At 66.7% G+C, this 13,200-nt stretch carries 17 protein-coding genes; 12 read left to right on the forward strand and 5 right to left on the reverse strand.

Annotated features, from left to right (window positions below; translation table 11 throughout):
- Positions 1–2 precede the first annotated feature (2 nt).
- Complete coding sequence (gene cyoA, locus ACFE7D_RS04640) at positions 3–1,067, reverse strand: ubiquinol oxidase subunit II (protein ID WP_375394256.1); 1,065 nt, start codon at positions 1,065–1,067, stop codon at positions 3–5.
- A 265-nt stretch (positions 1,068–1,332) separates the two neighbouring features.
- Here cyoA and ACFE7D_RS04645 point away from each other — a divergent pair, with 265 nt between their 5' ends.
- A complete protein-coding gene (locus ACFE7D_RS04645; RefSeq protein ID WP_375394257.1) occupies positions 1,333–2,670 on the forward strand; it encodes an MFS transporter in 1,338 nt (445 codons plus the stop codon).
- A 13-nt stretch (positions 2,671–2,683) separates the two neighbouring features.
- Here the strand turns inward: ACFE7D_RS04645 and gmk are convergent, their stop codons facing one another.
- The 4 genes from gmk to ACFE7D_RS04665 all read right to left on the reverse strand — a co-directional run bounded on the left by gmk (position 2,684) and on the right by ACFE7D_RS04665 (position 5,658).
- Positions 2,684–3,334: a guanylate kinase gene (gene gmk / locus ACFE7D_RS04650; RefSeq protein ID WP_375394258.1), complete on the reverse strand. Its 651-nt coding sequence runs from the start codon at positions 3,332–3,334 to the stop codon at positions 2,684–2,686.
- Between the two features lie 54 nt (positions 3,335–3,388).
- Positions 3,389–3,601 (reverse strand): hypothetical protein, encoded by a 213-nt coding sequence (locus ACFE7D_RS04655; RefSeq protein WP_375394259.1) that lies wholly within the window; start codon positions 3,599–3,601, stop codon positions 3,389–3,391.
- Between the two features lie 54 nt (positions 3,602–3,655).
- The gene (fumC, locus tag ACFE7D_RS04660; RefSeq protein WP_375394260.1) at positions 3,656–5,044 is read right to left on the reverse strand and encodes a class II fumarate hydratase; all 1,389 of its coding nucleotides are present in this window, start codon (positions 5,042–5,044) and stop codon (positions 3,656–3,658) included.
- 128 nt (positions 5,045–5,172) lie between these two features.
- Complete coding sequence (locus tag ACFE7D_RS04665) at positions 5,173–5,658, reverse strand: SspB family protein (RefSeq protein WP_375394261.1); 486 nt, start codon at positions 5,656–5,658, stop codon at positions 5,173–5,175.
- 95 nt (positions 5,659–5,753) lie between these two features.
- Here ACFE7D_RS04665 and hisB point away from each other — a divergent pair, with 95 nt between their 5' ends.
- The 11 genes from hisB to infC form a co-directional block, all read left to right on the forward strand.
- On the forward strand, positions 5,754–6,344 hold the full coding sequence (hisB, locus tag ACFE7D_RS04670; RefSeq protein ID WP_375394262.1) for an imidazoleglycerol-phosphate dehydratase HisB: 591 nt from the start codon (positions 5,754–5,756) through the stop codon (positions 6,342–6,344).
- Positions 6,341–6,658: a YciI family protein gene (locus ACFE7D_RS04675; protein WP_375394263.1), complete on the forward strand. Its 318-nt coding sequence runs from the start codon at positions 6,341–6,343 to the stop codon at positions 6,656–6,658. Before hisB ends, ACFE7D_RS04675 begins: the two co-directional genes overlap by 4 nt.
- Positions 6,655–7,260: an imidazole glycerol phosphate synthase subunit HisH gene (hisH, locus tag ACFE7D_RS04680; protein WP_375394276.1), complete on the forward strand. Its 606-nt coding sequence runs from the start codon at positions 6,655–6,657 to the stop codon at positions 7,258–7,260. The genes ACFE7D_RS04675 and hisH overlap by 4 nt, the downstream gene beginning before the upstream one ends.
- A 30-nt stretch (positions 7,261–7,290) precedes the next feature.
- Positions 7,291–8,025 (forward strand): 1-(5-phosphoribosyl)-5-[(5-phosphoribosylamino)methylideneamino]imidazole-4-carboxamide isomerase, encoded by a 735-nt coding sequence (hisA, locus tag ACFE7D_RS04685; protein ID WP_375394264.1) that lies wholly within the window; start codon positions 7,291–7,293, stop codon positions 8,023–8,025.
- Between the two features lie 193 nt (positions 8,026–8,218).
- Entirely contained in the window at positions 8,219–8,992 is a 774-nt protein-coding gene (hisF, locus tag ACFE7D_RS04690; protein ID WP_375394265.1) for an imidazole glycerol phosphate synthase subunit HisF, read from the forward strand.
- A 24-nt stretch (positions 8,993–9,016) separates the two neighbouring features.
- On the forward strand, positions 9,017–9,220 hold the full coding sequence (locus ACFE7D_RS04695) for a hypothetical protein (RefSeq protein WP_375394266.1): 204 nt from the start codon (positions 9,017–9,019) through the stop codon (positions 9,218–9,220).
- 31 nt (positions 9,221–9,251) lie between these two features.
- On the forward strand, positions 9,252–9,569 hold the full coding sequence (locus tag ACFE7D_RS04700) for a phosphoribosyl-ATP diphosphatase (protein WP_375394267.1): 318 nt from the start codon (positions 9,252–9,254) through the stop codon (positions 9,567–9,569).
- Positions 9,566–10,771 (forward strand): hypothetical protein, encoded by a 1,206-nt coding sequence (locus ACFE7D_RS04705; RefSeq protein ID WP_375394268.1) that lies wholly within the window; start codon positions 9,566–9,568, stop codon positions 10,769–10,771. Before ACFE7D_RS04700 ends, ACFE7D_RS04705 begins: the two co-directional genes overlap by 4 nt.
- Position 10,772: 1 nt before the next feature.
- The gene (locus ACFE7D_RS04710; protein ID WP_375394269.1) at positions 10,773–11,150 is read left to right on the forward strand and encodes an HIT domain-containing protein; all 378 of its coding nucleotides are present in this window, start codon (positions 10,773–10,775) and stop codon (positions 11,148–11,150) included.
- A gap of 124 nt (positions 11,151–11,274) precedes the next feature.
- On the forward strand, positions 11,275–12,801 hold the full coding sequence (locus ACFE7D_RS04715; RefSeq protein ID WP_375394270.1) for an amino acid permease: 1,527 nt from the start codon (positions 11,275–11,277) through the stop codon (positions 12,799–12,801).
- Between the two features lie 126 nt (positions 12,802–12,927).
- On the forward strand, positions 12,928–13,200 hold a 273-nt coding region (infC, locus tag ACFE7D_RS04720; protein WP_375394271.1), incomplete at its 3' end, for a translation initiation factor IF-3.

Here is a 13,200-nt window from a genome sequence, read left to right on the forward strand (position 1 = left end):
TCTTAGAGGGGCTTCTGCTTGGGCGTGGTCGATTCCGCGGGAGAGGACGGACCACGCTGTTTGACGTCCACGGGGCTCGCAGGCGGTGGGCCGCCGGTGTCGGTGGAGGTCAGCGGCGAGCGGGCGATCTTTCCACGCGGCGTGCCGCCGTTCGCCTCGCCGTACATCGCGGACGGATCGGCGCCGTTGGTGCGCATCATGTCCACCATACAGGTCGTGCCCGGCCGGACGCACTGGTTCACGACCGCGTCGAACAACCCGGGCGCGACCCGGCCGAAGCGGATCACGGGCACCTTCTCGGTCGGTTTTTCCAGCGTCAGATAATTGGCGCGGGTGAGCGGCAGCGAAGCGGCGCGGTTCCGCGCCACCCAGGCCGTGAAACCCGCATCGTCCAGCCCGTGAAAGCGGAACCGCATCCCCGAAAAACCCGCACCGCTATAATTGGACGAGAAGCCCGCATAATCGCCGGGCGTGTTGATGACCGCGTGGAGCTTCGTCTCCATCGACGGCATCGCATAGATCATGCCCGCCAGCGTCGGCACATAGAATGCGTTCATCACCGATGACGACGTGATCCGGAACCGGATCGGCCGATCGACCGGCGCGGCCAGTTCGTTGACCGTCGCGAAGCCATATTGCGGATAGATGAAGAGCCATTTCCAGTCGAGCGCGACGACCTGTACCTCGAGCGGGGTCACGCCCGCCGCCACGGGCCGGTCCTTCGCGATCCGGCCGATCGGGCGATAGGGATCGAGCAGATGCGTCCCCGTCCACGTCACCGCGCCCAGGCAGATGACGATCATCAGCGGCGCCGCCCAGATCACCAGTTCGAGCTGCGTCGAATGATCCCAGTCCGGCGCATAGGTCGCGGTCTGGCTGGTCGCGCGATAACGCCACGCGAACAGCCCGACGAGCGCGATCACGGGCACGACGATCAGCAGCATGAGGCACGTGGCGAAGATCACCAGGTTGCGCTGCTGCAACGCCACGTCGCCCATCGGATGCAGAACGACCGCGCTGCATCCGCCGAGCAGGACCAAAGGCGACAGCGTCCAGCTTTTCCCCACCCCGGCGAAGGCCGGGGCCCAGTTGCGAAACGATCGCGGCGGCGCGATTCCCTCAATTACGCTAACCGGCAAAACTGGGCCCCGGCCTTCGCCGGGGCGGAGCGTAGGGGAATGGTCATCGAGAATGGGCGAACCAGGCATGACGCCGACATAGGCCCACATGCTGCGGTGCGTCATTGGACATTTTGTCCAATCCTCCGAACACGCGTAATGGTGCATGAAGCACGACGATGGCTGCCACGAATCCCAGCCGCAGGAACATGCCATGATCGCCCAGCCCGGCACGCTTGCCCCCGCCCCCCACACCGCCGAGCGCGATGCGCGCGCGATCAATGCGGGTGACGGCCATGTCCGGCCGAGCGAGATCGCGATCGGCGTCGTCATCGGGCGGACGTCGGAATTCTTCGACTTCTTCGTCTACGCGATCGCGTCGGTGCTGGTCTTCCCGGCGCTCGTCTTCCCTTATGTCGATCGGCTGACGGGCACCTTCTATTCCTTCGCGATCTTTGCGCTTGCCTTCATCGCGCGACCGATCGGGTCGCTCATCTTCCTGCGCGTCGACGAGGTGCTCGGGCGCGGGACGAAGCTGACGATCGCGCTGTTCCTGCTCGGCGGGTCGACCGCGTCGGTTGCGTTCCTGCCCGGCTACGAGACGATCGGCAATTGGTCTGCGATCCTCCTCGCGCTGTTCCGTATCGGCCAGGGGATCGCGCTCGGCGGCGCATGGGACGGGCTCGCCTCGCTCCTCGCGCTCAACGCACCGGCGCACAAGCGCGGCTGGTATGCGATGATCCCGCAGCTCGGCGCACCGCTCGGCCTGATCGTGGCGAGCGGGCTGTTCGCGTTCTTCCTGCTGTCGCTCTCGACCCCCGATTTCATCGAATGGGGCTGGCGCTACCCGTTCTTCGTCGCGTTCGCGATCAACGTCGTCGCGCTCTTCGCACGGCTGCGCATGGTGACGACGCCCGATTACGCCGCCTTGTTCGAAAGCCGCGACCTGGAGCCGTCGCGCGTCGTCGACACGCTTCGCAGCGACTGGCGCAACATCGTGATCGGCGCGTTCGCGCCGCTCGCCAGCTTCGCCTTGTTCCACATGGTGACGGTCTTCCCGCTGTCCTGGGTCGTGCTGTTCGCGCATGAGGACGCGGCGTGGTTCCTGGGGATCGAGATCATCGGCGGGTTCGTCGGGCTGTTGTCGGTCGTCGCCTCCGGATTGCTTGCCGACCGGTTCGGGCGGCGATCGCTGCTGGGCGCGTCGGCGGCGGGGATCGCCGTCTTCAGCGGCTTCGCGCCGCAATTGCTGAACGGCGGCGCCGCGGGCGAGATCATCTTCATGGTCGCGGGCTTCGTGCTGATGGGGCTCGCCTTCGGCCAGTCGTCAGGCGCGGTCGCCGCCAATTTCACGACCGCGCGCCGCTACACCGGGTCCGCGCTGACGTCCGATATCGCATGGCTGGTCGGGGCCGGCTTCGCGCCCCTGGTCGCCTTGTGGCTGGCGAGCCGGTTCGGGTTGCTGGCGGCGGGCGCGTATCTGCTGTCGGGTGCGCTCGGAACCCTGGTGGCGCTTGGGATCAACAAGGAACTGGGGCGGCGGATATCCTGACCCGCCGGTCGGCTCACCGCGTCAGTTTGCGGATGAAACCGATGATGCCGGTCTGCCGGGATCGTTTCAGTCGTTCGGCGGCCAGGATCGTCTTAACGCCCGCAAAGCAGGTCTCGACCGCGTCGTTGACCAGCACATAGTCGTACCCATCCCAGTGGCTGACCTCGGCCGCCGCACGCGCCATCCGCGCGTCTATGACCGCATCGGTATCGGTCGCACGCTTTCTCAGGCGGTCGTGGAGTTCCTCCATCGACGGGGGCAGCACGAACACGCGAACGACGTCCCCGCCCGCGATCTGGAACAATTGCTGCGCGCCCTGCCAGTCGATGTCGAACAGCACGTCGCGCCCGGCGGCCAGTTCGGCCTCGACCGGTGCCTTCGGCGTGCCGTAGCGATGCCCGAAGACATGCGCCCATTCGATGAATTCATGATCCGCCACCATCTGGCGAAACCGATCGAGATCGACGAAATGATAGTCCTGACCATCGACTTCGCCGGGCCGCATCGGTCGGGTCGTCGCGGAGACGGACATCACCAGTTCCGGCTCGTCCGCCAGCAGCTTGCGTGCGATCGTGGATTTGCCCGCCCCCGAGGGCGACGACAGCACGAACAATACGCCTCGGCGGCGAAAACCATGCGGATCGTCGGTCGGGGGCTGGTCCATGCGCGCTAGTGGCGCGGCAGGGGTGCGGGCGTCAAGTATCGCCCGCGAGTGCGTTTAGAGGGCCGGTCCGCCCAGCAGCCGCTCACGCAGTTCCGCCGCGCCGCGCAGCACGCCCCAGCCGATCGCATAGGTCACCACCAGCGGCAGCACGACCTTCAGCACACTGGCGGTGACCGCACCGACGATCGCGCCCTCCCCGACATCGTCGCCGCCGTTCAGTTCATCGATCGCCGCGCCGATCAGCGCGCCTGCGGTCGTCGCACCCATGTCATGTCTCCCTTGGTCGGCAGACATAAAGCCGGACGCGCGGCGAGGTTCCCCTCAGCGGCCGAGCATCGCCTCCGGGCGGACGACACGGTCGAACGTCTCGCCATCGACCAGCCCGAGCGCCAGCCCCGCCCCGCGCAACGTCAGGCCGTGTTCGTGCGCGTGCCTGGCGATCTTCGCCGCAGCGTCATAGCCGATCTCGGGCGCGAGCGCGGTCACCAGCATCAGTGACCGGTCGAGCAGTTCGGCGATCCGCCCGCGATCGGGTTCGAGCCCGTCGATGCAGCGTTCGGCGAAACTCTCCATCGCGGTCGACAGAAGATCGATCGATCGAAGCACGTTGGCGCCGATCAGCGGCTTGAAGACGTTCAGCTCCAGGTGCCCCTGCAGTCCGCCGATGGTGATGGCGACATGGTTGCCCATGACTTGCGCGGCGACCATCGTCAGCATCTCGCATTGCGTCGGATTGACCTTGCCCGGCATGATCGAGCTGCCCGGTTCGTTCGCGGGCAGGTCGAGTTCGCCGAACCCGCAGCGCGGGCCGGAGCCGAGCAGGCGGATGTCGTTGGCGATCTTGGTCAGCGCGACCGCGAGGCTGTTGAGCCGTCCCGACAGGTCGACCAGCGTGTCGTTCGATGCCAGCGCCTCGAACTTGTTGGGTGCGCTTTCGAACACGAAGCCGGTGATCGCGCTGATCTCCCGCGCGAACGCCTCGCCGAAACAAGCCGGAGCGTTGAGCCCGGTCCCGACCGCAGTACCGCCCTGCGCGAGGCGCGACACGGCATGCGCGACGAACGGCCCGGTCCGCACCCGTGCCAGACGAAGCTGCGCGCCATAGCCGGAAAATTCCTGCCCCAGGGTCAGCGGCGTCGCGTCCTGCAGATGCGTCCGCCCGATCTTGATGATATCGCTCCACGCCGCCGCCCTGGCGAACAGCGCCTCTTCCAGCCGCAGCAGCGCGGGCAGCAGTCGCTGCGAACAGGCCAGCGCCGCCGCGATATGCAGCGCGGTCGGGAAGCTGTCGTTCGACGACTGGCTCTTGTTGACGTCGTCATTGGGATGCACCGGCACCTTGCCGCCGCGCGTCCCCGTCAGCCGTTCGTTGGCGATCCCGGCGATCACCTCGTTGACGTTCATGTTCGACTGGGTGCCGCTGCCCGTCTGCCAGATGACGAGCGGGAACTGGTCGTCGAACTGTCCTGCCGCGATATCCGCCGCCGCCGCCTCGATCGCACCCGCCTTGTCGCCCGGCAACCCGTGCGCGCGGTTCACCCGCGCCGCCGCCTGCTTCACCAATGCCAGCGCATGCACGATCTCGATCGGCATCCGCTCGCGCGCGCCGAACGGGAAATTCTCGATACTGCGCTGCGTCTGGGCGCCCCAATAGGCGGCGGCGGGGACGTCGATGGGGCCGAGCGAATCGGTTTCGGTGCGGGTGGTCATGAGACGGAGATGGGGACGGCCGTCACGGGAGTAAATCCCGTGACGTCGATCGCGGCGTGCCGCGTCGGCCGGCCGTTCACGTCGCTGCGCGACCGCGGATCAGCGCACGCTAATCCGCTCGCTCCGGCTTACTTCTTCCGCTTGAAATCCACCGCGACGACGTTCGACCCGTCCTCCACCGGCGTCGCGGTCGGTCCGTCATTCTGCGCGGAGTCATGCGGTTCGGGACCATCGTCCGGCCCCTCCTGCGCCTGGAAACGCAGTTCGAAATTCACCGCGGGGTCGTGGAACCCCGTGATCGCCGCATAGGGAATGACCAGTTTGGACGGCACCTGGTTGAAGCTCAGCCCCACGGAAAAGCGCGTGTCGTCGACAATCAGGTCCCAATAGCGGTTCTGCAGGACGATCGTCATCTCGTCCGGAAAGCGTTCGATCAGCCGCTGCGGGATGTCGACGCCCGCGCCTTGCGTCTTGAAGGTGATGTAGAAATGATGCTCGCCCGGCAGCGATCCACCCGCCGCGACCGAGCCGAGCACCCGGCCGATCACGCCGCGCAGGGTGTCCTGCACGATCTCGTCATAGGGAATCAGGCTGTCGGGAAGACCGTCGCTCATGCCCCTTGGGTAGCGCGCTTTGGGGGCCGGTCAAGATTGCCCGAGCGCGTCGCGCTCAAGATTGCATGACGGCGCGTGCGCGTTATGGGAAACCCATGACACGCACCGCGACCATCAGCCGGAATACCGCGGAGACCAGCATCGCGGTGACGATCGATCTCGACGGCACAGGCACCTACGATATCGAGACCGGGGTCGGGTTCTTCGACCATATGCTCGAACAATTGTCGCGCCATTCGCTGATCGACCTGCACGTCCGCACCGTGGGCGACCTGCATATCGACCAGCATCACACCGTCGAGGATACCGGCATCGCGATCGGCGAGGCGGTGGCGAAGGCGCTTGGCGACAAGCGCGGCATTCGCCGCTACGGCGACGCGCTGTCGCCGATGGACGAGACGCTGACCCGGGTGGCGCTCGACATATCCGGCCGGCCCTGGCTCGTCTGGAAGACCGCGTTCAGCCAGAAGCGGCTTGGCGAGATGGACACCGAGCTGTTCCAGCACTGGTTCCACAGCTTCGCGCAGGCCGCGGGCATCACGCTCCACGTCGAGACGCTGCACGGCGAGAACAACCACCACGTCGCGGAATCGGCGTTCAAGGGCCTGGCCCGCGCGCTTCGCACCGCGGTCGAGATCGATCCGCGCAAGGGCGACGCGATTCCGAGCACCAAGGGGGTTTTATGAGCGAGAAATATTTCCTGCCGGGCATCGACTTCTGCGTCGTCCTGCTCGGCTATGACGGTGCGCAGGATGCGATCGATGCGGCGATGGCAGAACATCTTGCCTGGATGAACGCGTGTTATGAAGAGGGCACGATTCTCTTGTCCGGCCGACGGACACCATGGACCGGCGGCGTCATGCTGGTCCGCGGCGACAAGACACGGGCGGATGCGCTGCTCTCGAACATGCCGTTCGTCGTGAAGGGGCTGGCAACCACCGAAGTGATCGGCTTCACCACTGGCATGGCAGCGCCCGCAATCCGCGATTCCGTGGGCTGATGCTGGCGCTGATCGACATCGAATCGGGCAATCTCCGATCGGTCGAGAATGCGTTGCGCGCGGCGGGGTGTGAGGATTTGATCGTGACCGCGGATCCGGAAACGGTTGCCGCGGCGGACCGGATCGTGCTGCCCGGCGTCGGCGCGTTCGGTGCGTGCGCGGCGAATCTTCGCAAGGTGGACGGGCTGGACGCGGCCTTGCACGAGGCGGCGCTGGTCAAGGCGCGGCCGTTCCTCGGCATCTGCGTCGGCATGCAGCTGATGGCGGAGGTCGGGGAGGAAATGGGCCTGCATAAGGGGCTAGGCTGGGTCGACGGGCATGTCCGCCTGCTCGATCCCGCAGACCCGGCGGCGAAGGTGCCGCATATGGGATGGAACGACGTGACGCTGGACCATGCCCACCCGATCGTCGAGCCGGGCGAGGCGTATTTCCTGCACAGCTACGCCTATGCAGGGACGGACGTGATCGCGACGACCCACCATGCCGGCCCCCTAACCGCCGCGATCGGCCGCGACAATCTGCTGGGGGTGCAGTTCCATCCGGAAAAGAGCCAGCGTTACGGGCTGGCGCTGCTGGAGAGGTTTCTCGCATGGCGGCCGTAGAATTCCTCCCCGGGACGGAGAGGAATTGAGATGACCCTCATCGTTTTCCCCGCCATCGATCTGAAAGCCGGCCAGGTCGTGCGCCTCGCCGAGGGCGATATGGACCGCGCCACGGTGTATGGCGACGATCCCGCCGCGCAGGCGATGCTGTTCGCAGAGGCGGGCGCAGAGTATCTGCACGTAGTCGATCTGGACGGCGCGTTCGCCGGGCAATCGGTGAACGGCGAGGCGGTCAAGGCGATCGTCGACCGCTTCCCCGGCCATGTCCAGCTGGGCGGCGGCATCCGTAACGCGGACAGCGTCGCCGGCTGGTTCGATCTCGGCGTCTCGCGCGTCGTCATCGGCACCGCGGCGCTGGAGAATCCCGATTTCGTCCGTGCCATGGCGCGCGACTGGCCCGGCGGGATCGTCGTCGCGGTGGATGCGAAGGACGGCATGGTCGCGACCCGCGGCTGGGCGGACGTGTCCGACGTGACCGTCACCGACATGGCGCGGCGGTTCGAGGATGCTGGCGTGGCGGCGCTCTTGTTCACCGATGTCGGCCGCGACGGGATGCTGAAGGGCTGTAACGTCGAGGCGACGGTCGACCTGGCGCGCGCGGTGGATATCCCCGTGATCGCGAGCGGGGGCGTGAAGGGGATCGCGGAGATTCACGTCCTCGCACTGCACGCACGGGACGGGGTCGAGGGGGTCATTACCGGCCGCGCGCTGTACGACGGGCGGCTCGATCTCGCCGCGGCGCTGGCCGTGGCGGCGGCGGCGTGATCGGCGTTCTTCTACTCCCCTCCCGCGAGCGGGAGGGGTCGGGGGTGGGCGGTCGCTCTCGACGATCGGTGTTCTTTGAGGAGGCCGGGCGCCCACCCCCGGCCCAGTTTCAGGTGAACGATGCCCCGCATCGTTCAGGGCAGGCCGGGGGCCTGCCCGACCTGAAACTCGCAAGCGGGAGGGGAGCAGAAGCATGACCCTCCGCGCCCGGGTCATCCCATGCCTCGACGTCGCCAATGGCCGCGTCGTTAAGGGCGTCAACTTCGTCGATCTGATCGACGCGGGCGATCCCGTGGAGCAGGCGTGCGCCTATGATGCCGCGGGGGCGGACGAGCTTTGTTTCCTCGACATCACCGCGACGCACGAGGCGCGGGGCACGATCCTCGACGTCGTTCGCCGCACCGCCGCGGTATGCTTTATGCCGCTGACGGTCGGCGGCGGGGTGCGATCCGCCGACGACGCGCGCGCGCTGCTGCTGGCGGGGGCTGACAAGGTCGCGGTGAATTCCGCCGCGATCTTGCGGCCGGAGATCGTGTCCGACATCGCGGAGCGCTTCGGCAGCCAATGCTGTGTCGCCAGCATCGACGCGCGCCGCACCGCGACCGGCTGGGAAGTGTTCACGCATGGTGGCCGTCGCCCGACCGGCATCGACGCCATCGCCCACGCGCTCCATCTGGCGGAACTGGGCGCGGGCGAACTGCTCGTCACGTCGATGGACCGCGACGGCACCCGCGGCGGCTACGACCTCGACCTGACCCGCGCGATCGCCGACCGGACGCGCGTCCCCGTCGTCGCCAGCGGCGGGGTCGGCGGGCTGGACGATCTGGTCGCCGGGATCGTCGAGGGGCACGCCTCCGCCGTCCTCGCCGCGTCGATATTCCATTTCGGCGAGGCGTCGATCGCGGATGCCCACGCCGCGCTCGCCGCCGCGGGCGTCCCGGTGCGCAGGCCGCTGACGCCGCGTTAACGCGAGCGCTGTTAAGGGGGAGTCATGCGCTTCGCCCTGCTCCTCATCCTCCTCGCCACCCCAGCCTTCGCCGCGGTGGAATCGGGGCATAGCGGCGTCGTCCATCCGCGCACCGGCCCGGCGCTGTCCGATATCGCGCTGTTCGTCTGTGCCGCGGTGGGCGTGTGGCTCGCCCGGCGGGCGCTCCGCGCCCGGTTTCGCAACAAGGCCAAGCCCGGCAAGGATTGACCGCGCCGCCGCCGCCCGTAGAGCGGACGGCATGGGCGACGACATCCTCGACCGATTGCAGGCGACCATCGCCGCCCGCCGCGGCCAGGACGCGGCGAGCAGCTACACCGCCAGCCTGTTCGCCCGCGGCCGCGCCCGCATTGCACAGAAGCTGGGCGAGGAAGCGACCGAGACCGTCATCGCCGCAATGGGCGACGACCGCCAAGCGATCGTACCCGAGGCCGCCGACCTGCTCTACCACCTGCTCGTCCTGCTGGCGGACGCCGGCCTGTCGATCGACGACGTCCGCGCCGAACTGGCCCGGCGCGAGGGGGTTTCGGGGCATGACGAGAAGGCCAGGCGCGATTGAGCCGTCAACACGCTACGCCACTGCTGCTGGGACCCGGTGGCGCGGTCCCGCTTTCGCCGCTGCCACTCGGGAGCGGCCCCGACCAGATCAGCGAGGCGGAGCTGCAACAGCTGCTGCATGAACACCCGCAATGCCTGCCGATCGCCGAAATCGACCCTTTGTTCGCCGGGCCGGTGCCGATGTGCATGGAGTTGAGCACCAATGCGGGGCCGATCGACAATCTGCTGATCACGCCGACCGGCCTTCCTGTTCTCGTCGAGTGCAAGCTGTGGCGTAACCCGCAGCAACGGCGCGAGGTTGTCGGGCAGATCCTCGATTATGCGAAGGAACTGGCACGCTGGTCGGCGTCCGATCTCCAGCGTGAGGTGGCGCGGCGGATGCCTGGCGACGGTAACCCGATCCTGCGGCTACTCCGCGCCGCCGGACACGAGATCGACGAGATCGCCTTCAACGACGCGCTGACGCACAATTTGCGCCGTGGCCGTTTCCTGCTGTTGATCGTCGGCGACGGCATCCGCGAAGGCGTGGAGGCGATCGCAGAATATCTGCAGGTCCATGCGGGGCTGCATTTCTCGCTGGGGTTGATCGAGCTACCGGTCTTCGTCGGCGATGATGGCCGCCGCCTGATCGTGCCGCGGGTCCTGGCGCGCACCGAGCTGATCACGCGCACCGTCGTGACCGTGCCCGAAGGGCAGGCGGTTCAGGACGACGATATCATCGCCGAACAGGCGCAGGAGGACGAGGACCCGCTGAGCCGGATCAACTTCTGGACCGAATTCGTCCGCGGCCTGCATCTCGATGATCCCGAGCAGCCCCCGCCCCGCGCCGGGCGACAGGGCTATCTCAACGTCATGCTACCGGTACCGAGTGGCAATGCCTGGCTCACCGTGTATCGTACCGAGGCCCGGTGGGAAGTTGGCGTCTACCTGTCGTATACGCGCGATACCATCGGCGCGCGCGTGGTCGGGAACGTGGTCGAGGACTGGCCCGCGATTGCGGGAGAGTTGGGGGGCACCGTCTCGCTTCACGTCGACAAGATGGGTCGCCGGTTGATCCAGGACAGCTTCGTGAGCGGTAGCTGGCGTCTGCCAGCGGAAAAGGAACGCGCGCTGGCTTGGCTCCGCACCAGAACCAACGAATTCGTGAACGTGCTGCGACCGCGCATCAAGGCCGCGCTTGCTGATCACAACGGGGCCGCCTGAAATGCCGATCGATCCCGTGCTCCCTTACGACGACCAGAACGTCTTCGCGAAGATCCTGCGCGGGGAAATCCCCGCGCCGCGCGTGTACGAGGACGACCATGCGATCGCGTTTCCCGACATCGCCGCGCAGGCCCCGACGCATATCCTCGTCATCCCCAAAGGCGCGTACGTGTCGTGGGACGATTTCAGCACGCGCGCGTCCGATGCCGAGATCGCCGGCTTCGTCCGCGCCGTCGGCACGGTCGCGCGCGCGGCGGGACTGGTCGATGGCGGCTACCGGCTGCTCGCCAATATCGGCCGCGACGCGCATCAGGAGGTGCCGCATCTGCATGTTCATATCTTGGCCGGGCGGCCGCTCGGCCCGATGCTCGCGCGATAGGGGATTGCGCATGGTCGTTTAGCCTATAGGCTGGGCGACTTCACATGGGATCGATCCCGCCTTTGGGGGGCGGATCAAGGGAGCATTGATGGCGACACGCCCGGCAATTGGCCTCTTTGCACGAATGACGCTCCGCAAGACGGTGGAGCAGGTTCAGCGCGAGACGCAGACAAGCGAACTGAAACGCACGCTCGGACCATGGAACCTGGTGTTCCTCGGCATCGGCTGCATCATCGGCGCGGGCATCTTCGTGCGGACCGGCAACGCCGCTGCGCTGCATGCCGGACCCGCGGTGTTGCTGTCCTTCCTCGTGGCCGGCGTCGTCTGCGCGCTTGCCGGGCTATGTTACGCCGAATTGTCATCGACGCTGCCGGTGTCGGGATCGGCCTACACCTACAGCTACACGACGATCGGCGAGTTCGCGGCGTGGATCATGGGCGCGCTGCTGCTGCTCGAATATGGCCTGGCGGCATCGGTCGTCGCGGTCGGCTGGGCGGGCTATGTCGTCAGTCTGCTGCACGATTACGGCATCGCGATACCGGCAGCGCTGACCGGACCTACCGGCCTCCATATCCAGCAGGGCAGCATCGACGTCCTCGTGAACGGCGCGCCCGTCACCTATCTGTTCAATCTTCCCGCGTTCCTGATCTGCATCGCGCTGTCCGCGCTGCTCGTGGTCGGCGTGTCGGAAAGCGCCAAGGTCAACAACGTGATCGTCGCGATCAAGATGGGCGTCATCATCGCGTTCATCCTGATCTGCGGGTGGTTCGTCATCCAGCATATCGACACCCTGAAGGCCAATTGGAGTCCGTTCATCCCGCCCGCCACCGGGCAGAAGGGTGAGTTCGGCTGGGGGGGCGTGTTCCGCGCAGCGTCGATCGTGTTCTTCGCCTATATCGGCTTCGAAGCGGTCTCGACCGCCGGGCAGGAAGCGAAGGATCCGAAAAAGGACATGCCGATCGGCATCATCGGCAGCCTGGTCGTCTGCACGGTGCTCTACATCCTCGTGTCGATCGTGATGACGCTGATCGTCAACTACAAGCAATTGAACGTGCCCGATCCGGTCGCGGTCGCGGTCGATGCGCTCGGGCCGCAATGGGCGTGGTTCGCGCAGATCATCAAGGCGGGCGCGATCATCGGACTGACGTCTGTCGTCCTCGTGCTGATGTACGGGCAGACTCGCATCTTCTACACGATGGCGCGCGACGGCCTGCTGCCGCGCGTCTTCGCGACCGTGCACCAGAAGTTCAAGACGCCCTGGGTCAACACGCTGGCGGTCGGCGTCATCACCGCGTTCGCCGCGGGGTTCTTCGACATCAACGTGCTCGGCGACATGACGTCGGTCGGCACGCTGGCGGCATTCGCGATCGTCTGCCTGTCGGTGATCTGGCTGCGGCGCACGCACCCTGAAATCCCGCGCGGGTTCAAGGTGCCGCTGTACCCGGTGCTGCCGGCGCTCGGCATCGTCGCCTGCGCGGCGCTGATCCTGACGGTCGAGTGGCGCGTGCTGGTGTTCTTCTTCTGGTATACGCTTGCCGCCGTCATTATGTATTTCGTCTACGGCATGCGAAACAGCCGCCTGTATCACGGGCTGGACGACACCGCCGTACCGATGGGCGGCGCGATGGCGCCGCCGGGCGTACAGCTCTAGGGCGAACCGCTCCATCACCGTTCGGGGGCCGCCGCGCGATATTGTCCGGCGTGCCTTTCGCGACCGACACAAAAGCGCTATACGCCCCCTCGATAATTACGAGGAGCTATACCCATACCACCCCCCATGACGCGCCGGCCAAACCAGGCGCCGCCGATGAACGGCCCCAGATTCAACGAATGGATCGTCAGCCCCAAGGTCCGCGTGATCGACCATGAGGGCGAGAATCTCGGCGTGATGTATACGCGCGAAGCGATCGCGCAGGCGGCCGAACTGGGCCTGGACCTGGTCGAGGTATCGCCCAACGCCGATCCGCCCGTCGCCAAATACCTCGATGTCGGCAAGTTCAAGTACGAGGCGCAGAAAAAGGCCAACCTCGCGCGCAAGTCGCAGAAGACG

Origin of the sequence: uncultured Sphingomonas sp. (assembly GCF_964244235.1) — a bacterium.
Taxonomy (GTDB): domain Bacteria; phylum Pseudomonadota; class Alphaproteobacteria; order Sphingomonadales; family Sphingomonadaceae; genus Sphingomonas.

Excerpts from the sequence above, each read along its gene's own strand:
- gmk (WP_375394258.1), bottom strand. The coding sequence starts at position 3,334 with ATGGACCAGCCCCCGACCGACGATCCGCATGGTTTTCGCCGCCGAGGC.
- ACFE7D_RS04665 (WP_375394261.1), bottom strand. The coding sequence starts at position 5,658 with ATGAGCGACGGTCTTCCCGACAGCCTGATTCCCTATGACGAGATCGTG.
- hisF (WP_375394265.1), top strand. The coding sequence starts at position 8,219 with ATGACCCTCCGCGCCCGGGTCATCCCATGCCTCGACGTCGCCAATGGC.
- ACFE7D_RS04655 (WP_375394259.1), bottom strand. The coding sequence starts at position 3,601 with ATGGGTGCGACGACCGCAGGCGCGCTGATCGGCGCGGCGATCGATGAA.
- ACFE7D_RS04675 (WP_375394263.1), top strand. The coding sequence starts at position 6,341 with ATGAGCGAGAAATATTTCCTGCCGGGCATCGACTTCTGCGTCGTCCTG.
- ACFE7D_RS04695 (WP_375394266.1), top strand. The coding sequence starts at position 9,017 with ATGCGCTTCGCCCTGCTCCTCATCCTCCTCGCCACCCCAGCCTTCGCC.
- ACFE7D_RS04700 (WP_375394267.1), top strand. The coding sequence starts at position 9,252 with ATGGGCGACGACATCCTCGACCGATTGCAGGCGACCATCGCCGCCCGC.
- fumC (WP_375394260.1), bottom strand. The coding sequence starts at position 5,044 with ATGACCACCCGCACCGAAACCGATTCGCTCGGCCCCATCGACGTCCCC.
- hisA (WP_375394264.1), top strand. The coding sequence starts at position 7,291 with ATGACCCTCATCGTTTTCCCCGCCATCGATCTGAAAGCCGGCCAGGTC.
- hisB (WP_375394262.1), top strand. The coding sequence starts at position 5,754 with ATGACACGCACCGCGACCATCAGCCGGAATACCGCGGAGACCAGCATC.
- ACFE7D_RS04710 (WP_375394269.1), top strand. The coding sequence starts at position 10,773 with ATGCCGATCGATCCCGTGCTCCCTTACGACGACCAGAACGTCTTCGCG.
- ACFE7D_RS04715 (WP_375394270.1), top strand. The coding sequence starts at position 11,275 with ATGACGCTCCGCAAGACGGTGGAGCAGGTTCAGCGCGAGACGCAGACA.
- ACFE7D_RS04645 (WP_375394257.1), top strand. The coding sequence starts at position 1,333 with ATGATCGCCCAGCCCGGCACGCTTGCCCCCGCCCCCCACACCGCCGAG.